The 21,454-nt window shown below is 53.2% G+C and carries 23 protein-coding genes; 8 read left to right on the forward strand and 15 right to left on the reverse strand.

Translation table 11 applies throughout. The features are described 5' to 3' along the window. From motB to flhD, 4 genes are all read right to left on the reverse strand, one after another. Positions 1-930 carry a flagellar motor protein MotB gene (gene motB / locus HWQ15_RS22025; RefSeq protein ID WP_022648511.1) on the reverse strand — a complete coding sequence of 310 codons (930 nt, stop codon included), beginning with the start codon at positions 928-930 and terminating at the stop codon, positions 1-3. Beyond that, positions 927-1,814: a flagellar motor stator protein MotA gene (gene motA, locus HWQ15_RS22030; RefSeq protein WP_003859696.1), complete on the reverse strand. Its 888-nt coding sequence runs from the start codon at positions 1,812-1,814 to the stop codon at positions 927-929. Before motA ends, motB begins: the two co-directional genes overlap by 4 nt. Before the next feature lie 123 nt (positions 1,815-1,937). Continuing rightward, on the reverse strand, positions 1,938-2,516 hold the full coding sequence (gene flhC / locus HWQ15_RS22035; RefSeq protein ID WP_022648512.1) for a flagellar transcriptional regulator FlhC: 579 nt from the start codon (positions 2,514-2,516) through the stop codon (positions 1,938-1,940). A 2-nt stretch (positions 2,517-2,518) separates the two neighbouring features. Then, positions 2,519-2,869, reverse strand: a complete 351-nt coding sequence (flhD, locus tag HWQ15_RS22040; protein WP_176587412.1) for a flagellar transcriptional regulator FlhD — start codon at positions 2,867-2,869, stop codon at positions 2,519-2,521. Between the two features lie 796 nt (positions 2,870-3,665). Here flhD and uspC point away from each other — a divergent pair. After that, positions 3,666-4,094: a universal stress protein UspC gene (uspC, locus tag HWQ15_RS22045; RefSeq protein ID WP_022648513.1), complete on the forward strand. Its 429-nt coding sequence runs from the start codon at positions 3,666-3,668 to the stop codon at positions 4,092-4,094. Between the two features lie 15 nt (positions 4,095-4,109). Here the strand turns inward: uspC and otsA are convergent, their stop codons facing one another. The 6 genes from otsA to HWQ15_RS22075 form a co-directional block, all read right to left on the reverse strand. Continuing rightward, positions 4,110-5,534, reverse strand: a complete 1,425-nt coding sequence (otsA, locus tag HWQ15_RS22050) for an alpha,alpha-trehalose-phosphate synthase (protein WP_058677595.1) — start codon at positions 5,532-5,534, stop codon at positions 4,110-4,112. After that, positions 5,509-6,312 (reverse strand): trehalose-phosphatase, encoded by an 804-nt coding sequence (gene otsB / locus HWQ15_RS22055; RefSeq protein WP_022648515.1) that lies wholly within the window; start codon positions 6,310-6,312, stop codon positions 5,509-5,511. The genes otsA and otsB overlap by 26 nt, the downstream gene beginning before the upstream one ends. A 153-nt stretch (positions 6,313-6,465) precedes the next feature. Continuing rightward, positions 6,466-7,446 carry an arabinose ABC transporter permease AraH gene (gene araH, locus HWQ15_RS22060; protein ID WP_022648516.1) on the reverse strand — a complete coding sequence of 327 codons (981 nt, stop codon included), beginning with the start codon at positions 7,444-7,446 and terminating at the stop codon, positions 6,466-6,468. Between the two features lie 14 nt (positions 7,447-7,460). After that, positions 7,461-8,975: an L-arabinose ABC transporter ATP-binding protein AraG gene (araG, locus tag HWQ15_RS22065; protein ID WP_023300465.1), complete on the reverse strand. Its 1,515-nt coding sequence runs from the start codon at positions 8,973-8,975 to the stop codon at positions 7,461-7,463. Between the two features lie 71 nt (positions 8,976-9,046). Then, entirely contained in the window at positions 9,047-10,036 is a 990-nt protein-coding gene (araF, locus tag HWQ15_RS22070) for an arabinose ABC transporter substrate-binding protein AraF (protein WP_023300466.1), read from the reverse strand. A gap of 316 nt (positions 10,037-10,352) precedes the next feature. Beyond that, positions 10,353-10,910, reverse strand: a complete 558-nt coding sequence (locus HWQ15_RS22075; protein WP_063148565.1) for a DJ-1 family glyoxalase III — start codon at positions 10,908-10,910, stop codon at positions 10,353-10,355. 504 nt (positions 10,911-11,414) lie between these two features. Between HWQ15_RS22075 and HWQ15_RS22080 the strand changes: the two genes are divergently transcribed. Together HWQ15_RS22080 and HWQ15_RS22085 are read left to right on the forward strand one after the other, a co-directional pair. Then, positions 11,415-11,918 carry a non-heme ferritin-like protein gene (locus tag HWQ15_RS22080; protein WP_022648520.1) on the forward strand — a complete coding sequence of 168 codons (504 nt, stop codon included), beginning with the start codon at positions 11,415-11,417 and terminating at the stop codon, positions 11,916-11,918. A 141-nt stretch (positions 11,919-12,059) separates the two neighbouring features. Beyond that, positions 12,060-13,403 (forward strand): anaerobic C4-dicarboxylate transporter, encoded by a 1,344-nt coding sequence (locus tag HWQ15_RS22085; RefSeq protein ID WP_063148564.1) that lies wholly within the window; start codon positions 12,060-12,062, stop codon positions 13,401-13,403. An 80-nt stretch (positions 13,404-13,483) separates the two neighbouring features. On the opposite strand, the gene HWQ15_RS22090 is transcribed toward HWQ15_RS22085, so the two are convergent. Further along, positions 13,484-13,735 carry a DUF2766 family protein gene (locus tag HWQ15_RS22090; RefSeq protein WP_003859683.1) on the reverse strand — a complete coding sequence of 84 codons (252 nt, stop codon included), beginning with the start codon at positions 13,733-13,735 and terminating at the stop codon, positions 13,484-13,486. A 106-nt stretch (positions 13,736-13,841) separates the two neighbouring features. Then, positions 13,842-13,925 carry a stress response protein AzuC gene (gene azuC, locus HWQ15_RS22095; RefSeq protein ID WP_003859682.1) on the reverse strand — a complete coding sequence of 28 codons (84 nt, stop codon included), beginning with the start codon at positions 13,923-13,925 and terminating at the stop codon, positions 13,842-13,844. A gap of 214 nt (positions 13,926-14,139) precedes the next feature. On the opposite strand from azuC, the gene HWQ15_RS22100 reads away from it, so the two are divergent. Beyond that, positions 14,140-15,558 (forward strand): MFS transporter, encoded by a 1,419-nt coding sequence (locus tag HWQ15_RS22100; RefSeq protein WP_063148563.1) that lies wholly within the window; start codon positions 14,140-14,142, stop codon positions 15,556-15,558. A 42-nt stretch (positions 15,559-15,600) separates the two neighbouring features. Here the strand turns inward: HWQ15_RS22100 and HWQ15_RS22105 are convergent, their stop codons facing one another. After that, positions 15,601-16,239, reverse strand: a complete 639-nt coding sequence (locus HWQ15_RS22105; RefSeq protein WP_003859680.1) for an RpiB/LacA/LacB family sugar-phosphate isomerase — start codon at positions 16,237-16,239, stop codon at positions 15,601-15,603. Positions 16,240-16,484: 245 nt separating this feature from the next. Between HWQ15_RS22105 and yecR the strand changes: the two genes are divergently transcribed. Both yecR and ftnA read left to right on the forward strand, forming a co-directional pair. After that, positions 16,485-16,823, forward strand: coding sequence for a YecR family lipoprotein (gene yecR / locus HWQ15_RS22110; RefSeq protein ID WP_022648524.1), 339 nt, complete (start codon positions 16,485-16,487; stop codon positions 16,821-16,823). Positions 16,824-17,023: 200 nt separating this feature from the next. After that, the gene (gene ftnA / locus HWQ15_RS22115) at positions 17,024-17,521 is read left to right on the forward strand and encodes a non-heme ferritin (protein ID WP_022648525.1); all 498 of its coding nucleotides are present in this window, start codon (positions 17,024-17,026) and stop codon (positions 17,519-17,521) included. A gap of 36 nt (positions 17,522-17,557) precedes the next feature. Here the strand turns inward: ftnA and HWQ15_RS22120 are convergent, their stop codons facing one another. After that, positions 17,558-17,797 (reverse strand): YecH family metal-binding protein, encoded by a 240-nt coding sequence (locus HWQ15_RS22120; RefSeq protein WP_063148562.1) that lies wholly within the window; start codon positions 17,795-17,797, stop codon positions 17,558-17,560. Positions 17,798-17,985: 188 nt separating this feature from the next. On the opposite strand from HWQ15_RS22120, the gene tyrP reads away from it, so the two are divergent. Then, positions 17,986-19,197 (forward strand): tyrosine transporter TyrP, encoded by a 1,212-nt coding sequence (gene tyrP, locus HWQ15_RS22125; RefSeq protein WP_063148607.1) that lies wholly within the window; start codon positions 17,986-17,988, stop codon positions 19,195-19,197. Between the two features lie 28 nt (positions 19,198-19,225). Here tyrP and HWQ15_RS22130 read toward each other — a convergent pair whose 3' ends face one another. Next, positions 19,226-19,894 carry a YecA family protein gene (locus tag HWQ15_RS22130; protein WP_003859671.1) on the reverse strand — a complete coding sequence of 223 codons (669 nt, stop codon included), beginning with the start codon at positions 19,892-19,894 and terminating at the stop codon, positions 19,226-19,228. 411 nt (positions 19,895-20,305) lie between these two features. Between HWQ15_RS22130 and HWQ15_RS22135 the strand changes: the two genes are divergently transcribed. Beyond that, complete coding sequence (locus tag HWQ15_RS22135; protein WP_046619377.1) at positions 20,306-21,427, forward strand: branched-chain amino acid ABC transporter substrate-binding protein; 1,122 nt, start codon at positions 20,306-20,308, stop codon at positions 21,425-21,427. The last annotated feature ends 27 nt before the right edge of the window (positions 21,428-21,454 follow it).

The following is a 21,454-nucleotide window of genomic DNA, read 5'->3' on the forward strand; positions in this document are numbered from 1 at the left end:
TCACCTCGGATTGGCTGGTGGCGATGTTGGAACGGCAGCCGAAGGGACGGCCCCAGGCTGTTTTAAATCGTCCAGTGACTCATTCTGACTTTCGGCGTTTTCATGCAGGATGGCCTGCTCCGCCTGCTGGTTCAGCACTAAAAGACTGATACGACGGTTGATGGCGTCATCCGGTCCGCGGTCGGTCAGGCGCATGGTTGCAGCCATGCCGACCACGCGCAGGACCTTGCCATCATCAAGCCCACCCGCCACCAGCTCGCGACGCGAGGCGTTGGCGCGATCGGCAGAAAGCTCCCAGTTGCTGTATCCCTTCTCTCCCGTGGCGTACGGGAAATCATCCGTGTGACCGGAGAGGCTAACGCGGTTCGGAATGCCGTTCAGCACCGGTGCAATCGCACGCAGAATATCGCGCATGTAGGGCTCCACGTCGGCACTGCCGGTTTTGAACATCGGTCGGTTCTGGCTGTCGATGATCTGAATACGCAGCCCTTCCTGCACCAGGTCAATTTTCAGATGCGGACGCAGCGCGCGCAATTTAGGGTCCGCCTCAATCAGCTGATCCAGGTCACCGCGCAGTTTTTTCAGGCGCGCCTGCTCCATCCGTTTTTTCAGCTCGTCGATGTTAGGCTGTTTTTTCACTTCGCCCTGCTGCTGGGTGTAATCGTCACCGCCGCCGGGGATCGGGCTGTCGCTGTTCGATATGCGCGGCCCGCCGGTGACCGCCGTCGCCAGCGGCGTTCTGAAATATTCCGCAATCTGAATAAGCTCTTTCGGGCTGGAGATGGAGATCAGCCACATCACCAGAAAGAAGGCCATCATGGCGGTCATAAAATCGGCGTACGCGATCTTCCATGAACCGTGAGAACCGTGCCCGTGCCCCTTATGCTTGCGTTTTTTTACGATGACGATCGGATGGGACTGGTTTTTCATGCGTCCTCAGTTGTCGTCTGTTGGTTGGGGTTTTTCACCGCGCGCACATGCTCTTCCAGTTCGATAAACGACGGACGTTCGCTGGAGTAGAGCGTCTTACGGCCAAATTCGACGGCGATCGGTGGCGCATAACCGTTGAGGTTTGAGAGCAGCGTAATTTTCACGCACTGCATCATTTTGGTGGTTTCAGCGCTCTTCTGGCGCAGCACGCTCGCCAGCGGGGAGATAAAGCCGTATGCCAGTAAAATACCGAGGAACGTCCCCACCATTGCGTGGGCAATCAGGGCGCCCAGTTCAGCCGCCGGGCGATCCGCCGAGGCCAGGGCATGAACGACGCCCATGACCGCCGCCACGATACCGAACGCCGGAAGCGAGTCGCCCACCAGCGCCAGGCTGTTGGCCGGAACTTCGGATTCGCTCTCGTGGGTTTCGATCTCTTCGTCCATCAGGGCTTCAATTTCGAAGGTGTTCATGTTGCCGCTGATGATCAGCCGCAGGTAATCGACGATAAAATCGAGCATCATCGCGTCAGCCAGAATACGCGGGTAGCTGGCGAAAATTTCGCTCTCTTTCGGGTTTTCAATGTCCCGCTCCAGCGAGAACATTCCTTGCTGACGTGACTTCGCCATCAGGCGATAGAGCAGCGCCAGAAGATCCATATACATGCTTTTGGTGTATTTCGAGCGACGAAACAGCAGCGGAATCGCCTTCAGCGTGCCCTTGATCGATTTACCGTTGTTACCAACGATAAAAGCCCCTACCCCTGCACCGCCGATGATGACAAGTTCAGCCGGTTGATAGAGTGCTCCAAGGTGCCCGCCGGTCATCATGTAACCGCCGAAAACTGTACCGAGAACTACCAGGTAACCTAATAAGATAAGCACGACATCATCCTTCCGCTAGTGACTATGGCAGGACGTTCATTTCGAGCGCGTGACCTGAACGCAGGGTAAAAAAAAGCAGCGGTAATCGCTTACCGCTGCTGGAATCTTGCCCACAGGTTCGGGTTAAACAGCGTGTTCGATCTGTTCATCCAGCAGTTGTGGAATAATATCGGCAGCATCCCGGGAAAGTTTACGTCTTTTTACGGCTCGGGATGGAGGCTGGCATAAACTACAGGCGAAGCTGCCCGCAGGCTGGTGCGCGTGGGTAATAAAATTGCCGTCACAGCAGTTGCAGCGCGACAATTCAAGCATTCCGCTTTCAACAAAACGCACCAGCGTCCAGGCGCGGGTCAGCGCCAGCAGGGGTCCCTGTTCCTGCTGCGGGCATTGCTCAAGGTAAAGTTTGTAGGCTTTAATCACGGCATCCACGCCGCTGCATAAGCCCGTTTTAAGCAGGTACTGCCAGGCGTTACAGAACATGGAAGCATGGATGTTCTGCTCCCAGGTCATGAACCAGTCAGTCGAAAACGGCAGCATGCCTTTTGGCGGTGGGCTACCACGCAATTCTTTGTACAGCTTGATCAAACGACCACGGCTCAGTTGCGTCTCGCTTTCCAGCATTTGTAAACGCGCACCCAGCGTGATGAGTTCCATTGCCAGCTGGATATCACGGGCTTCCTGAACAATGCTTTTTTCGCTCATTGTTAAGCCCTTTTCTTCCGGGCTACGTCGTCAGGCTGGCTGATTTCGTTGAGCAGGCGGGTGGAGAGAAGAATACCGGTGTGGATCTGTTGCAGATCGTCCACGCGGGATTCCTGAGTCAGACGCGTAATGGTCTGCGGGTTATCGAAACGGAACTGGCAGACAAGCTGATTGGTTTCAGCCAGCTTGACCATCTGCGGAAGTGTTAATCCCACCAGCATGGTTGCCATCTCTTCGTTAACACCCAGACGAAACATCGCTGACGGTTTGTCCTGACTAATCAAACGCTGCGCGAGCAATAAATACGACAAATTGATGTCGTAAATATGTTTTAGCAACTCGGATGTATGCATTTTTCCCATCCCGAATAACCAACTATTATTTTTATGCGGAAAGACCGCACCCCGTGATGTCGCCGGGAAATCACCCGGTATAAAAAGAAAAGGCCAAATGCATAGTTGAATTTAGGTTTGTACGTCGTAAAGCGCGTGACCGGTTAACATGGCCAAAATGTCGGTTACACATTTTATCTTTTCTTACAAATAACTAAGATTTTTCCTAATTCGACGCAAACTCTACTCGTCAGTTTTGACACATACAATGCAGCCCCCCCTGGAATTTAAAAAAAATGTGATCTGCGTCACATAATTTACGCGAATGTAACCTATAAATCCATCAGCGTGACTTGTAATTTGGGTGTTTTTTATCCAACCCAAGCTTGTTTATATTCTTCAGGAACGAATACTCATGCATCCGGACGGGGGAATTGGGTCTGGGAAATGTAAAGACAGGGCAAATCCGCATTGATCTGCTATGGGGAAAACTTCACGCTGAAACTACCATTAATTAATAAAGTAAAAACAGTGGGTTAACGCTGGTAACACAAAAATCAGTTTCGTTGCGTAACGATCTACGCCGGGTTGATGATGAGTTAAGGCGAGTTAACCACCCGGAAGGGAAAATGTGTAATTTACGTTAAGCTGTTAATTTTTTTCATTTAGGCCATCTTTTCAGTTATTCTTCTTATAAGAATAATTAATGAATAATTATGATAAGCTTCACACTAATGACGCATTCACCTCTTGCAGTAATGGCAGTTTCGCGGTAAAGCTGGGGAAACTTGTCATTCTGACATCAAAGGAGTGCGTGATGAGTTACTCCCATCTGCTTGTTTCAGTTGCTGTTTCTCCCGAAAGCCACCAGCTTGTCGCCCGAGCCGTATCCATCGCCCGCCCCGCCAATGCCCGCATCAGCCTGATCACGCTGGCTGCAGAACCCGAAATGTATAATCAGCTGGCTGCGCCGATGCTGGAAGATATACGTGAGGTATTGCAGGAGGAAACGCACCAATTCCTGCAAGAGTTGGTGGAGAGGGCAGACTATCCGATTCATCAGACCGTTATCGCGACCGGTGAATTAAGCGCGCATATACTCGACATCTGTCAGAAAGAGAATATTGACCTGGTTATTTGCGGAAATCATAACCAGAGTTTTTTTTCTCGTGCGGCATGCTCGGCAAAATCTATCGTTTCGTCAAGCCAGGTTGATGTCCTGCTGGTGCCTCTTGGGGGCAATTAATGCCCCCGGAGAAAATCAGGCGAGTTTAGGGAAGGTCGCGATCTTTTTTTGCAGATCACCTTCCTGACTTTGCGGCTGGATCGCGCGCAAATCGTCAATAAAACGCGCCTGCCAGCGGTTAATATCATTCTTCATGATGGTCTCCATCATTTCCGAATGGCGTGAAATACGTTCCGCAAGCGGCATAGTTAACGCACGGTTCAGGGCATTTGCCACGTCATCGCGATCGTAAGGGTTTACAATCAGCGCTGAGGTTAACTCGTTTGCCGCACCGGCAAATTGAGACAGCACCAGCACACCCGGGTCAGCAGGATCTTGTGCTGCAACATACTCTTTTGCCACCAGATTCATCCCGTCGCGCAGGGGCGTGACTAGCCCGACGTCCGCATAGCGGAACACTTTCATCAGAATTTTGCGCTCAAAGTGCTGATTCAAATAGAAAAGTGGTGTCCAGCCAAGCTGCCCGTAGCGCCCGTTGATGCGCCCTGCTTCGGTCTCAAGCTGGTGACGGATATCCTGATAGGCCTGAACCTCACCGCGTGAGGTCGGCGCTATCTGGGTATAACGAATCTTGCCGTGATGCTGCGGGAATTTTTCCAGCAGGGTTTCGTACGCGAGGAATCGCTCCGGCAACCCTTTGGAATAATCAAGTCGTTCAACCGAAAAGATATTCTTAACGTGCTTGAGTTCATCCTTAAGCTGGGCAAGCTTCGGAGGCAATGGACCGGAGGCCTGCTCGGCAATTTCGTCTGGCTCAATACCAATCGGGTAGACCTCGGTATGGAAATGACGTCCCCACGCGGTGTGAGATTTGCCGCCGTGAGTGACCAGTCGGGTTTTACCGGACACGCTGTCGAGGAAGGCCAGTCTGTCGTTTTCCGTCTGGAAACCGAGCAGGTCGTAATCGGACAGCGCCTCAAGGATCTCTTCATGCTGCGGCAGTGCCGTGAAAATCTCCGGCGTCGGGAAAGGAATGTGCAGGAAAAAACCGATTCGGTTATTCACACCACGTTTTCGCAGCTCTCTGGCGAAAGGCAGCAGATGGTAGTCGTGGATCCATAAAATATCGTCTTCTTCGATCAGCGGCAGCAGTTTATCTGCCAGCAGCGCATTAACGCGCATATAGCCTTCATAGGATTCACGCTGGAATTTCACCAGGTCCAGACGATAGTGAAACGCTGGCCACAGCACGGCGTTTGAGAACTCGGAATAATATTCATCATAGTCCTTCTCACTGAGTGCGAAGGAAGCCCACGTGATATTGCCCCGTGACACCTTTTTAAGCGGTTTCTCATCATTACTGATTTCCCCGCTCCAGCCAAACCAGAGTCCACCCGCGGCTTTGAGGGCACCTAATACCCCGACCGCCAGGCCACCGGCACTGGCTTTTTTATCATCCGGCGGTGCGATGCGATTAGAGACGACGACTAAGCGACCCATAATGATTTCTCCCGTTGTTTTGCGCTATTTGTTGTTGTTGCTGGTTAGCGACATCAGATATCCACTGCCAGACGCTGGCGACGTTTTCCAGCCGCCATCCGGCAACGGTTTCACCCGGCCCTACCTTGACAGACATGCCACTGGCCTGGTTTACCACGCTGAACCCGGCCTCGTCGGTCAGGTCATCCCCAAAAAATACTGGCGTGCGCCCTTTAAACGGCGCTTCCGCCATAAACGCTGCAATGGCAGCGCCTTTATTAATTCCTGCTGGTTTAATCTCGACCACACATTTACCGGGCTGTAACGCCAGCTCCGGATGGGCTTCCGCCACGCTTCTTGCTACCGAAAAGATCGCCGCCTCATGGTGAGGCGCCTGACGGTAGTGCAGCGCAAAGGCCATGCCTTTGGCTTCCAGTTCCGTACCGGGAAGCAGTTCCAGAGCAGAAGAGAGTTGCGCATGCAGCGCCTGAACCAGCGTATCGGGGAGTGAAACTATATGCAGTTGATCATGGATATCGCGGCGCTCCGCTCCGTGCACACCGGCCAGCGGAAAGTGATAAGGACTGGCGAGCACATCCAGCTCGGCCATTGAGCGCCCTGAAATCAATGCCAGTGCCCCCTCGTTCTGTCGGGAGAGCTGCTGCAAATTCTCTAACACCAGATCCGGTACAACGACGTCGTCAGGATGCGGTTCAATTCCGGCGAGCGTCCCGTCGAGGTCAAAAAAGAAAGCAAATTTTCCGGGCAGTACAGGCGGTGCGGTTAACAAGTCAGCCACCCTAATCCTCCTTACAGTGAACAAAACAGCCATGTAAGTATAGACAGTGTGACGGCGCTCGCCATTTAGCAACCGGCCCGTCAGCATAACTGGCGGGCCGGTCAGGGAGTCAACTATGGTTAATAGTTGAGCAGATAAGTGGCTAAAAATAAATCAGACGGTACGCTTCGCTTTTTGCTTGTAACGGTCGAAGATCACTGCTGCCAGCAGGATCAGGCCGCGTACGACGTACTGAGAGAACGGAGAAATATTAAGCAGGTTCATGGCGTTCTCCACGGTCCCCAGAATCAGGATCCCCGCCACCACATATGAGATTTTTCCGATGCCGCCCTTGAGGGATACGCCCCCCAATACGCAGGCGGAAATGACAATCAGCTCATAACCGATAGAGGTCATTGGCTGGCCGCTGGTCATACGCGACGCCAGAATAATCCCCGCCGCTGCCGACACAAGCCCGGAAAGCACGAAGATAATGATCTTGGTCCGTACGACCGGGACACCCGCCAGACGCGCCGCTTCCTCGTTCCCGCCAATCGCCAGGGTATTACGACCAAAGGTGGTGCGGTTAAGCAGGAAACCAAACAGGATCAGACAGGCTACCGTCAGCCAGATAGGCGCAGGCAAGCCCAGCCAGTTGGCATAGCCCAGCGTAAAGAAGCGCTCGTCTTCAATCCCCACCGCCTTACCGTCGGAGATGATATAGGCCAGACCGCGCACGATTTGCATGGTCGCAAGCGTCGTGATCAGGGCGTTAATCTTCAGTCGCGCAATCACAAAGCCGTTCACCAGACCGCTCAGCACGCCGAGCATCAGCCCCGCCAGCACGCCGATCCACAGGCTTTCGGTCATATTGATCACCACGGCAGTGGTGACCCCGGCACAGGCAATCACCGAGGCGACCGACAGGTCAAAATCGCCGGAGGCCAGGCAGAATAGCATTCCGCAGGCCACCATGCCGGACATGGAGATGGCCAGCCCCAGCCCCTTCATGTTGATGAAGGTCGCGAAGTTTGGCACAAAAATCGCGCACGCAACGAACAGGGCGGCAAAAACCACCAACATGCCGTACTGGTCCCAGATGCGGCCAAAACTGAAAGCCGACTTCGGCGCTCCGGATGTAGTAACAGAGGACATCATTGACTCCTTACTCAGGCGACAGCCTGGCTAACTTTAGGCATGGCGAGACTCAACGCCTGTTGTTCATTCGCCTGTTCATGCAGCAATTCACCGGCAATTTCGCCTTCACGCATCACTACAATGCGGTCGGCGACGCCCAGCACCTCGGGCAGATCGCTGGAGGCGAACAGCACCGCCACGCCGCGTTTTGCCAGCTCATAGATGACGTTATAGATTTCGTGTTTCGCCCCCACGTCGATACCGCGCGTTGGTTCATCCAGCAAAATGACCTTCATGTCTTCCGACAGCCAGCGCCCCAGAATGGCTTTTTGCTGGTTGCCGCCGGACAGGTTCATGATCAGCTGTTCAGCCCCGGGAGTTTTGATGTTCAGCGAACGGATATGGTGATCCGCGTTGCGCGCCTCCCACCCGTCGTTAATCAGACATCCCGCGCGGATGAACTTGCGCCGGGCAGAGATGTTGATGTTGTCGCGCACCGAGTGCACTGGAATAATGCCTTCGGCCTTTCGATCCTCCGGACAGAGCATGATGCCCGCGTTAATCGCCTGCGCAGGCTTCTGTATATCGACCTTTTTCCCGTCGACGAAGACCTGGCCCTGGGTAATGCGCGTACCGCCAAACAGCCCTTTCATCAGCTCGCTGCGCCCTGCCCCGACAAGGCCAAACAGCCCGACGATTTCGCCGCTGCGCACCGAGAGTGAAATAGGTGTGCGCACGCCTGGGGCTTTAACGCTATCCAGACGCAGACGCTCAGGGCCGTACTCGCGCGGCTTCCAGTGGTAAATATCCCCCAGATCGCGCCCAACCATCGCCTGCACCAGCTGGTCATGATTGACCTGCTGCATATCGGTGAAGGTGCGCACGTAGCGGCCATCCTTAAACACGGTGATGGCATCGCTTAAGGCAAAAATCTCTTCCATACGGTGGGAGACGTACAGAATGATGCGGCCCTCTTTGCGCAGCTCGCGGATCACGCGAAAGAGGTTTTCAATTTCACGCGCCGAGAGCGAGCTGGTTGGCTCGTCAAAAGCGATGATCTTGGCGTTACGCGCCAGCGCTTTGGCAATTTCCACCATCTGCCACTGGCCGATGGAGAGATACTTGAGGGGCGTTTGTGGATCGACATCCAGCCCAAGGTGCCTGAGTTGCAAGCCCGCTTCATAGTTGAGCAGCGAGCGGTTGACCACGCCGCTTTTATGCGGAAGCTGGCCCAGGTAGATGTTCTCCGCCACGGTCATTTCAGGAATGAGATGCAGCTCCTGATAGATGATGGCGACGCCCGCGTTTAACGCTGCCGTGGTATCGGCAAAGGCCACCTCTTCGCCGCGAATGGCCAGCGTGCCGGTGGTGGGCGTGTAGTTGCCGCTGAGAATTTTTAGCAGCGTGGATTTTCCCGCGCCGTTCTCCCCCATCAGGGCATGAACCTGACCGGCATAGCAGTCGAAGCTGATATCGGTCAGCGCGTTTACGCCGGGGAATGTTTTACCGATGCCGCGGAAAGAGAGATACGGATCAGACTGTTGCATAACGACTCCGTGATTCCTGTAGTGTGTACGTCAGGCCCCTCACGGCGTGTGAGGGGCGCAATCACAGCGTATTACTTGCCGCCCAGTCCTTTTTTCGCCAGCTCCTCTTTGAAATTATCGCGGGTGATCAGCACCACATCGGTTACTTCGGTGAATTTCGGCGGCTCAACCCCCTTGGTCACCCAGTTGTAAAGCATTTCGCTGGATTTATAGCCGTGGACATCCGGGCTTGGCAGCAGAGAGCCGTAGAAGCCGGTCGCCTGCGCTTTAGACAGTTCGCTCACGGCGTCCACGCCGTTGATGCCGATCCCGATAATGTCCGGTGCTTTAAAGCCCTGGCCTTCCGTTGCACGCACGCCGCCCAGCACGGTGTTATCGTTCATCCCCACCACCAGCCAGTGTTTCACCTCCGGGTGCTGGACGAGCATAGAGTTCGCCGCATCAAAGGCGCCCGGGATATCGTTGGATTTGGTCGGGACTTTGTAGATTTGTTTTTCCGGGAAGCCAGCCGCTTTTAGCGCGTCCATGGAGCCCGTGGTGCGACGACGGGCGGTATCCAGCTCGTCAGCGGTAATCGCCATCACGGCGGTCTCTTTTACATCCCAGCCGCGTTTTTGCATCTCTTTATAGAGCTCCTGGCCCTGACGCTCGCCGATTTTGGTGGCCGCCATCATCACCAGCGGAACGGTATCCATCGGTTTGCCTTTGGCATTCACGAACTGATCGTCCACCGCAATCACTTTCATGTCATAACCGCGCGCTTTCGCGGCAATCGCTGAACCCAGCTTTGGATCCGGCGTACAGATAACGAAACCTTTCGCGCCGCTCGCCGCCAGGCTATCAATGGCGTTAAGCGTTTTCTCGCCGTCAGGTACGGCGATTTTAATTACCTCAAATCCCAAATCTTTTCCGGCTTTATCAGCAAATTTCCATTCGGTCTGGAACCACGGTTCTTCCGGCTGTTTAACCAGAAAACCGAGCTTTAAATTTTCAGCGATAGCGGATTGTGACATAACGGCAGCCAGGCCGATGGCCGCCAGCGCTTTAGTAAATTTGTGCATGGTAAACTCCAGCTTTAGCATTCTTATCTGTAGGGAATAATGGCGAACAACTTATTTATTCGGACTTAAAACAAGGCATTAGCGCTTACCTCGTCATAAGCGTTATTGCTGGTGATAGTTTTAGCGGGAAATTAATCATCCATAAGAGAGCGACATCACACCGCAGAATTACAGTAATTGCGTACATAAATTCAGCGAAAAATGACATAAAAAAGGACGTAATTGTCCTACAAATGGAAAGGAGTTAAGCAGGATTATCCATAAGGTCAGCTAAGAAATCCCTGTAACCCAGACGCCTTAGCGTCCGGCAGAAAATTTACCAGCGGTAATAGATGTGTTCAGCATGATCGCGCACGGGGGCATCGTCGCCCAACAGACGCGCAGAGAGCGTCAGCGCAAAGTCAAAAGCGTGCCCCAGCCCCTTGCCGCTGATGAGGTTGTTATCCTCCACCACCGGCGCATCTACATATACTCCATCATCAACGGTCTGCCACAGATCGCCGGAACAGACGTAGCGCCGCCCCTTCAGTAGCCCGTTTGCGCCCAGCACCCGCGCGGCCGCAGAGCAGATCGGGCAGATGAGTTTGCCGTGCTCGTCATGCGCGGAAACAAAGCGTATCACCTCCTGGTTAGCCGCAAGATTGATACTCCCCTGCGGCCCACCGGGTAACACGACCGCGTCATACAGCCTATTAATACGTTCCGTTAATGTACTGTCAGCCACCATGGGGATATTGTGGTAACTCACTACCGCACGGGACTCCGCGCAGGCCAGCATTTCCACCTCGATCTGCAAGCGACGCAGGATATCCACTGTGATAATCGCTTCTGCTTCTTCAAAACCAGGTGCCAGCAGCACCGCAACTTTTGTCATCATGAACCTCTACGGGTGAAAAGATATAAAACATCGTTTCATTTTCCAGATTTGTTAGATAACAATCTTACGACGCGATCACAGAACGATATATTATGTGAAAATTGATTTAGCTCAAATTTGCTACAGCAGGATATATTTGCAGTTATTATTTCTGATTTAACACTTTCACAGAATTTCCCGCCACAGAAGGTTTCCTGAAACGATAAAAATGGGAAGCACTGATTTTAATATCATTAAAAACATAAAGATAAAAAATATTTTATCTCGCCACCTGTTTTCTGTTCTGCGCTATATTTAAATTTGTAATGTATGGTAAACACAGCCCAACTAAGAGTTTTCTTAATTCAAAGAGAAGCGTATGCTTATTTAAATCGAACACAGGACGTGAATTTTCGAGTTTGTTTACCTTGCAGAAATCTTTTTCTGTTATTCAATCGTCAGTACCTGCCGGGTCAGGTTTCGTAGCGGACATCAAGTCCCACAGTCAATAAGGATATGAGTATGACTACCCAAACGATGATGCAAAAACTGAATGCCCAGATGAACCTGGAGTTTTATGCTTCAAATCTGCATCTGCATTTGAGCGCCTGGTGTTCCAGAAAAAGCCTCAACGGCACTGCCACCTTCTTTCGTACTCAGGCGCAAAGTAACGTCACGCACATGATGCGTGTCTTTAACTTTTTGAAAGCCATCGGCGCCAATCCCACAGTCAAAGAGCTTGAAACGATTGAAGATAATTACTCCTCTCTGGAGGAACTGTTCCAGAAAACGCTTGAAGAGTATGAGCAACGCTGTACAAAGCTGAACAAGCTGGCCGATGAAGCCAAAGCGCAACAGGACATCATTACCCTCAAGTTTTTACGTGATATGGACAGAGAGCAGCAGCAGGATGGCATGCTGCTGAAAACGCTCGCAGACGAAATCCGCAACGCGAAACGCGCGGGGATCTGTCTGGAGCAGACGGACCGCCATCTTCTCGACATAGCTACCGTGCAACACCACTAAGTCCCTTCACCCGCTCCCGTCAGGGAGTGGGTGCCAACTCCCTGCTTTTGCTGACATTTAACAAATCAGATCTTGCTCCCAATGAATAACCACACATCGTGTAATGATTTGTTTAATTACATTCATTAACGAGGGAGCATTATGATCACCATTGAGTTTATTGTCATTATCCTCTGCCTGCTGGTAGGTACCCGCTTCGGCGGGATGGGCCTGGGGCTGATAAGCGGCATCGGCCTGTTTATTTTAAGTTTTGTCTTTGGTCTGCAACCCGGTAAACCGCCGGTTGACGTGATGCTCACGATCCTCGCCGTCATCGGCTGCGCGGCAACACTACAGACCGCCGGTGGCCTGAACGTGATGATGCAATTCGCAGAGCGCCTGCTGCGAAAACATCCCCAGCACATCACCCTTCTCGCGCCGTTTACCACCTGGATGTTGACCTTTCTCTGCGGGACCGGCCACGTCGTCTACACTATGTTTCCCATTATCGCGGATATCGCCCTGAAAAAAGGCATTCGCCCGGAACGACCGATGGCTGTTGCCTCGGTGGCCTCTCAGATGGCGATCACCGCCTCCCCCGTTTCCGTGGCCGTCGTTTCGCTGGTCTCAATTCTGGGTGCGCAGCACGGTATCGGCCACGCGTGGGGGATCCTCGAAATACTCGCCGTTTCCGTACCGGCCTCACTGTCTGGCGTCGCCATTGCGGCACTGTGGAGCCTGCGCCGGGGGAAAAACCTCGCAGACGATCCTGAATTTCAGGAAAAGCTGAAAGATCCGAAACAGCGGGAGTTTATCTATGGGGGAACGGAGACGTTGATGGATCAGCGTTTCCCTAAACAGGCCTACTGGTCAACGTGGATCTTCTTCGCCGGGATTGCCGTTGTGGTCCTGCTGGGTGCGTTGCCCGAGTTGCGTCCGGCGTTTGAGATCAAAGGCAAAATGACGGCCCTGTCGATGAACCTTGTCATTCAAATGATGATGCTTATTGCCGGGGCCATCATGCTGATGACCTGTAAGGTTAATGCGTCGGCCATTTCAAACGGAGCGGTATTTAAGGCGGGGATGGTCGCCATCTTCTCGGTGTTTGGCGTGGCATGGATGAGCGATACCTTTTTCCAGGCGCATCTCGACCAACTGAAAATGGCACTGGAGGGGGTAGTGAAGAGTCATCCCTGGACGTATGCCATCGTGTTGTTTCTGGTGTCGAAACTGGTCAACAGCCAGGCCGCGGCCTTAACCGCAGTCGCCCCGATGGGGTTGATGTTAGGCATCGATCCGAAAATGCTGGTGGCCTTCTTCCCGGCCTCCTACGGCTACTTTGTGCTGCCCACCTATCCGAGCGATCTGGCCTGTATTGGATTCGATCGCTCCGGCACCACCCGCATCGGTAAATTCATCATCAACCACAGCTTTATTCTGCCGGGTCTGATTGGCGTCAGCTGTGCCTGCGTGGTGAGCTATCTGCTGGTGCAGACGTTCTTTTGAGCCTTCTGTGGGCGACAGACTCTGTCGCCCTTCGACGTAAAATCAGAAAACGGTTTCTAATTTTAAAACATCGGTTTATTTTAATGTGACTCACCCTGCGGCGTGAAGCGCAGTTCAATCAGCGCGATCGCTTTCTGGATCGCGCGGAGCGTAACCGGGTCCGCCGCAGCAGGATGATTGGTGAAATCGATGTTTTTTAGCTGGGTCGACATCTTTTCGCGTACCTCAACCGGCGCGATAACGTCAATCACATCAAGGATTTGTTTGATAACCAGCTGGCAGGCGACGACGTCAGATACCAGTTCCTGATCGGCGCTCAGGTTTTGTGACATGGGGTTCTCCTTATTCAAAGGCCGCCATAGTAGCAAAACAGACGCCCTTCCATCTCCCTCTCGTCGTCCGCAGACATAAAAAAACCTGCCGAAGCAGGTTTTTTTATCAGAACATCGCACCCGGTGGGACGTCTTTAAACGTTGTGCAGTAGTTAGCCCACATGCTTTTCAGGATTTTGCGCAGTTTCATTATGTTGCTCCAGTAACGTGTTATGCAGGTGTTATTATCAATACGCTTATAATATGACCGTCATCACAAAAATCAACCATTTTGTGACCTGCATCACGGTTAACAAACCCTCAGTGCTGCCGGTTTGTTAAAAAAAGGCACGATAAATCCGCACGTTACAGACTTATAAATTCCAGTAAATTTTTATAAAATTTTTTGAGCGGGCAGGAAGAGAATGAGTGAAAACGTATCCGGCAAAGAGAGCCGTGGATTATCGCCTGCGGCACTGCTGGTAGCCGGTGCTTTCTTTATGGAGTTTCTGGACGGGACGGTGATCGCCACCGCATTGCCGGATATGTCAAAAAGCTTCGGCGTACAGGCCGTGGATCTGAATATCGGCATCAGCGCCTACCTGATCACCCTTGCCGTGCTGATCCCCGCCAGCGGCTGGATCGCCGACCGCTTCGGCGCGCGAAAAGTATTTGCCCTCGCGCTGGCGATCTTCACGCTGGCCTCGGTATTTTGCGGCCTGTCCACCACGCTCGAGGAGTTTGTCGCAATGCGCGTCTTCCAGGGCATGGGTGGCGCGCTGATGGTGCCCGTGGGTCGCCTGGCCGTGTTACGTACAACGCCAAAGCATCAGCTCATCACGGCAATCGCCACCCTGACGTGGCCTGCGCTGGTCGCGCCGATCATCGGCCCGCCGCTGGGCGGGTTCATTACAAGCTATGCCGACTGGCGCTGGATCTTCTTTATTAACGTGCCGCTGGGGATAATCGCCATTTTGCTGGCACTGCGAATCATTCCAGACCTGCATGAAGATACGCGCCGACCGTTTGATTTACCGGGTTTTGTGGTCACCACCCTTGCCATGGTGAGCCTGGTTTATGCGATGGAGTTGATGGGCGCAGAGCCTCTGCGGACAGGATTAACCGCCACGCTGTTTATCGTCGGTGTCGCCGCGTTGAGCCTGGCGCTGCGCCACTTTAAGCGGGCAACCTGGCCGATGATCAGGCTCGATGCGATGCAAGTGCCGACGTTTCGCGTCACCCTGTACGGCGGATCGCTGTTTCGCGCCTCCATCAGCGCGGTTCCGTTCCTGTTACCGCTGATGTTCCAGGTCGGCTTTGGCATGGACGCGTTCCATTCTGGCCTGCTGGTGCTGGCCGTTTTCGTAGGCAATCTCACCATTAAACCGGCGACGACGCCCCTGATCCGCAGCCTGGGGTTTAAGCGGCTGTTGCTGATTAACGGTTCACTGAATGTCCTGGCGCTGCTGGCCTGCGCCTTTCTTACGCCGCAGACTCCTGTGTGGCTCGTCATGCTGATCCTCTATCTGGGTGGCGTTTTTCGTTCGATCCAGTTTACAGCCATCAGTACGCTGGCCTTTGCGGATGTACCCTCTGCGCAGATGAGCTATGCCAATACGCTGTTTTCAACCGCAACGCAGCTTGCCGTGGGACTTGGGATCACACTCGGGGCCATTGGTATTCGTATCGGGGAAAAAGTCAGTGAGACGATGGGGATTGCCGGCATGCCGGGAATGAGCTTCCGGCTGGCATTTGTGGCGATCGCGCTGATCTGCCTGGTGGGAATGGTTGACACGCTGCGTCTGACCAAAAATGCAGGCAGCGCGGTATCATTGAAAAAGTAAGGCTCTGTGCCGGGCGGGCAACGCACCGCCCGGCAAAGGAAATCAGCCAACAATACCGCGCACGAAGGCTTCGATCTCTTTGTCCTGGCAGTTCTCGAAGAAGCACTGCTGGAAGCGCTGGCCTGAGACGGCGGTTTTAACCAGCTCAGGATCGATTGCACGCAGGGTATCCAGATAGTTTTCTTTTACCACCGCCGCTTTCACCTGGTTCAGAATACCGGCGTTACGCACCTGCGGCTCCTTACGCTCTGGTGGATAGCCTTCGCCATTGCGTCCGGTAAACGCTTTCTCAAAAATAAAGCGTACGTTCAGTTCTGCCCCCCAGCCGAAGCCCTTCGCAAACGGCAGAGAAAGCGCGTTACCGTTGTTGATTTGCGCGAACAGGAAAGCATCCGCAGGATCGATGCAGTAACCGCAAATCACACCCGGATGGATGTTCAGGGACATTAACGCGCCCTGCCCGGTACCGCAGCCGGTGACAACAAAATCAACGGCTTTAGCGTTAAGCAGAATGCTCGCCATGATGCCCAGGTGAATATAAGTGAGATGATGATCGTTCTCATCACTCATACCGACGTTATAGACCGGGAAACCTTTCTCATCAGCAACGGCTTTCAGCTCATTAAGGATGATGGGATTCTTAGCGGCCTGGCTGTTTTCCATCATCAGTGCAATTTTCATCTTGTCTCTCCTGAATGCATGGCGGGCGATCCCGCTGTGGATACCTTTTCAACTTAACCTTACTATCAAACAAACGCACTTTCAAATTAAGTGAAAACTTGTTTTAAAAAACAAAGATGCGCTCACAATTTCGCTCGGTGGCCCGGCTCGTTGTAGAGTGAAAGGGCAGATCCTCCGGCTATTCCGGCCATTGCGTCCCGTCGCGTTGGTTACAATGGCGTATTTCCCGTCACGCAGAGTGAAACATGAAACGTGTAATCATAGCCGGAACGATCCTGTTGCTCGCCGGGTGCAGCATCAACCGTCAGGCAGAAGTCAGTAGTACGGATGCCCCAAACGGAATTGTGCGCCTCGACTATGGCCAGACCATGCTCCAAAACGCCTGGTCTGATGACTATGTTAATAACGGTACGGCAACAAAGGCCTGCCAACGCATGGGCTACGCCTCCGCGTCAGCCTACGGGCAGCCGATTAAAACCTGCACCCTGATCAGCGGTTCACTCTGTCTGAACGAAAGTGTGACCATTCAGTATAAATGTCAGGGATATGCCGTTACCTCTTCCAGCCAGAATCCGTGGTATTAACCGCGACTGCCAGTCACGCTGGCAGTTTATTTAATAAGAACAAAAACAATTCTCATTAATAAATACAAATGGCGGCAATGCGTTTTATTCCCATTCGTATTTTTAATAAATAAATATTTATTTTACTTTTTGCAAATAATTAAATAACAAATTATAGTGTCGCTCATCGTGAACCAGAATTAATAAACCGGAGCTGCACCATGTTAAAAACTGAAATGATCGACAAGCTCAATGCGCAAATGAATCTTGAGCTATTTTCTTCCCTGCTTTATCAGCAGATGAGCGCCTGGTGCAGCTATCACAGCTTTGAAGGGGCTGCCGCCTTCCTGCGTCGTCATGCCCAGGAAGAGATGACGCACATGCAGCGTCTGTTTGATTACCTGACGGACACCGGCAGCCTGCCGCGCATTGATAACGTGGTATCGCCTTTCGCCGAGTACGGCTCTCTTGATGAACTGTTCCGTGCCACCTATGAGCACGAACAGCTGATCACCCAGAAAATAAATGAACTGGCTCATGCCGCCATGACCAGTCAGGATTATCCAACCTTTAATTTCCTTCAGTGGTATGTGGCTGAACAGCACGAAGAAGAGAAGCTGTTTAAATCCGTGCTGGATAAATTATCTCTGGCAGGTAAATCCGGGGAAGGTCTGTACTTCATTGATAAAGAGCTGTCGACGCTCGACACGCAGAATTAATAGAAAAGCGGTGCTGAGTTTTCAGCACCGCTTTATTCAATGACGGCAAATTTTACTTTCGTACGTGGAAAATCCGTCTGCTGCCGGAATGAATTTTCCGCGCGCCGCCAGAAACGCCACCAGCTCCGCGGCTGTCATTTCCGAAGCTGAACAGGTATGGAAACGCGCCGCTTCGCCAAAGCGGGCATGTATCGCCTCAACCAGACTCTCCTTCGTATAACGCTCACCTGACTCAATCATCATATTCAGCACGTCGTGTCCGTGAATTGACATCATTACCTCTCGCAAATAAAAAGCAGACTAAATGCTCCCTCCACGGCACGCTTTGCGCTGGCGCAGGTTCCCCCTTTCTTTTTGTAAATTAATCATTACACCCTATGTAACGGTGATTTGACGAGATGGGGCTTTTCCCTTACTCTGCGCCGCAGAATGAGTCGCGGTATGGAAGCGTTGTAGAGGAAAGCGTGAAGAACAGAACTCTGGGAAGTATTTTTATCGTCGCCGGAACGACAATTGGCGCAGGAATGTTGGCCATGCCGTTGGCTGCCGCCGGCGTCGGGTTTGGGGTTACCGTAGTGCTGCTGGGCGGTCTTTGGGCCCTGATGTGTTACACCGCGCTATTATTGCTGGAGGTTTATCAACATGTCCCTGCCGATACCGGCTTAGGCTCCCTGGCTGCACGCTATCTTGGACGCTACGGGCAGTGGATCACCGGTTTCAGCATGATGTTCCTGATGTACGCGCTGACCGCCGCCTACATCAGCGGCGCCGGGGAGCTAATTGCGTCAAGTATCAATGACGGCTTCGGTGCGTCGCTTTCACCGGAAACAGGCGCCATTGTCTTTACGCTGATCGGTGGCGGTGTGGTTTGTGCGGGCACGTCGCTGGTCGATCTGTTTAACCGTTTTTTGTTCAGCGCCAAAATTCTCTTCCTTGTTGTGATGCTGGTGCTGCTGGCACCGCATGTGCACAAGGTTAACCTGCTCTCCCTCCCGCTGGAGAAAGGTCTGGCGCTTTCGGCCATCCCGGTTATTTTCACCTCCTTCGGTTTTCACGGCAGCGTGCCGAGCATCGTGAGTTATATGAACGGTGATATTCGCAAGCTGCGCCGCGTCTTTGTGATCGGCAGCGCCATTCCGTTGGTTGCTTACCTGTTCTGGCAGCTGGTGACGCTGGGCAGTATTGATTCCACCACCTTTATCGGCCTGATGGCAGAGCATTCTGGTCTGAATGGATTCCTGGTTGCCCTGCGTAACGTGGTGGCCTCTTCACACGTGGAGCTGGCGGTACATCTGTTTGCAGACCTGGCGCTGGCAACCTCCTTCCTCGGCGTGGCTCTTGGCCTGTTTGACTATATGGCGGATCTGTTCCAGCGTCGCAATACCGTTGCCGGACGCTTACAGACGGGGGCGATGACCTTCCTGCCGCCGCTAGCCTTCGCGCTCTTTTATCCGCGCGGGTTTGTGATGGCGCTGGGGTATGCTGGCGTGGCGTTATCGGTACTGGCCCTGCTGCTGCCTTCCCTGCTGGCGTGGAAGAGCCGCCAGCAACATCCGCAGCAAGGATACCGCGTGGCGGGTGGTAAGCCGCTGCTGTGCGTGGTGTTTGGTTGTGGGGTGGTGATTATTCTGGTGCAGGTGCTGATTGCAGCGGGAATGCTGCCGGAAGTGGGATAAAAAAAGGGGCTATGAATAGCCCCTTTTTTCAGTGCAGACAGCAACTCTTAAACTTCTTCCCGCTCCCGCACGGACACGGATCGTTACGTCCCACCTTCGACCCGTTCACGATCGGCTTTTTCGCTTCCGGCTGCTGCGGATTAGCCACCCAGTAGTTGTACAAACGCAGCGCCGCAGGCTGAATGCTCTCGATGCTGGCCATATACTCCTCTTCGGTCAGCGCATCCAGCTTCTCGCTGTTCTCTTCCGTTCCGTGCAGGGCAATCACCGCCAGATCCGCTTCCAGCGCTTCCGGCAGGGATGACCAGTCCGTCAGCGCCACGCCGCGCATGTAGCCATAGCACCACTCTTCCACTACGGTATAGCTCTGACCGTCAACGTCGTTATAGCCAAACAGCGGTTCAAACTGATCCGGGTATTCGCTCAGGCGCTCGGCAATATCGTTCATGTGCTTAAAGCAGAGATCGATAAAACGGTTCATCTCACGATCGTTTTTCCAGCGCGGAATATACTTCTCGCCACCCCATACCGCCACCAGCCAGGTGTCGGGCTCCACCACAACGGGACCGGAAAGTACTGCGGTAAGCATGCCGTCCAGTTCGGACACGTCAATCACGGATGCATCGTCGTGTCCGTAAGAGATTAATGTCTCTTCCAGCCACGCCATCTCGCTTTCATTTAATGGGCCTTCAGCCATTGCTGATACTCCTGATAAAAAAAACGATCCTGACATATATCGCCGCGCATGCCTATCTGAAGTTTAGGTCTTTATTGCTGCAAAAACGTGCAAATCGTGACCGTTGCACAACTTATGGGCTTTGTTGTTAAGGAGATGTGATCTCCGCTGTAAATTCATCTCATCCCGCAAAGGCGCATAAAACGGCGCTCTATACTCAACGTGTTGTGACCCGGTCAAGGGATTAACCATTCTGGCAACCTTTTTGCTTAATGTTCTGCGCGCTTCGCGGTGCGTGGGATCCTCGCCGTATTAAGCACGAGATTGCTTCTAAAGTGCATTTTGTTCTCGCTCTTGTTTTTGGATTTACGATGCCATCAGGCGTTCGGGTTTATACCTGGTGCAAAAACCTCTTTGCTAAGGAACATAATAATGTCGCTGAAATTTACCAAAACTCCCCTCTCCCTGTTGCTGGCCGGTTGTCTGGTGACGGCCTTTTCTGCACAGGCCGATATCGTGATCGGCGTGGCCGGGCCGTTCACAGGCCCGAACGCAACCTATGGCGATCAATACTGGCATGGCGCTACGCAGGCGGCGGAAGACATTAACGCCGCTGGCGGGATCAACGGTGAGAAAATCAAACTGGTTCAGGGCGATGACGCCTGCGAACCCAAACAGGCCGTTGCCGTCGCCAACCGCTTAGTCGATCAGGATAAAGTGAAAGCGGTCGTCGGCCACTTCTGCTCCTCGTCGACCATGCCCGCCTCCGAGGTCTATAGCGATGCCGGGATCCTCTCCATCACCCCCGGCTCAACGAACCCGCTTATTACCGAGCGGGGCATGAGCGATATGTTCCGCATGTGCGGACGTGACGACCAGCAGGGCCAGGTCGCCAGCGATTTTATTCTTGATAAGCTTAAAGCCAAACGGGTCGTCATCATCCACGATAAAGACACCTACGGTCAGGGGCTGGCGGACGCCACTAAAGCGGCGCTGGCGAAACGCGGCGTTAAGGATGTGATGTACGAAGGGTTGTCCCGCGGGGAGAAAGACTTTAACGCGCTGGTGACCAAAATTGGCGCACAAAAACCAGACGTGGTGTTCTTCGGGGGCTGTCACCCGGAAGCGGGCCCGCTGGTTCGCCAGATGCGTGAACAGGGCGTGCAGGCGAAGTTCTTCTCGGGAGACTGTATCGTCAATGAAGAGATGGTCACCGCCGCCGGTGGGGCGCAGTACACCAACGGTATTTACATGACCTTCGGTAAAGACCCGCGCCTGATCCCGGACGGAAAAGCCGTCATCGAGAAATTCCGCGCCGGTAAATTTGAACCAGAAGGATACACCCTCTACGCCTACGCGTCTGTGCAGGCTATCGCAGCGGCATTCAAGGCCACGAAAGGGACGGATTCCGCAAAAGCCAGCGAGTGGCTGAAGGCCAACCCTGTCGACACGGTGATGGGTAAAAAAGCCTGGGACAGCAAAGGTGACCTCAAAGTGTCTGACTACGTGGTCTACCAGTGGGACGACAAAGGCAAATATAAAGAAGTGCCATAACGGGACGGAATCTGCTCAACGCCGGCA

Origin of the sequence: Enterobacter sp. DSM 30060, from assembly GCF_013375955.1 — a bacterium.
Taxonomy (GTDB): Bacteria; Pseudomonadota; Gammaproteobacteria; order Enterobacterales; family Enterobacteriaceae; genus Enterobacter; species Enterobacter intestinihominis.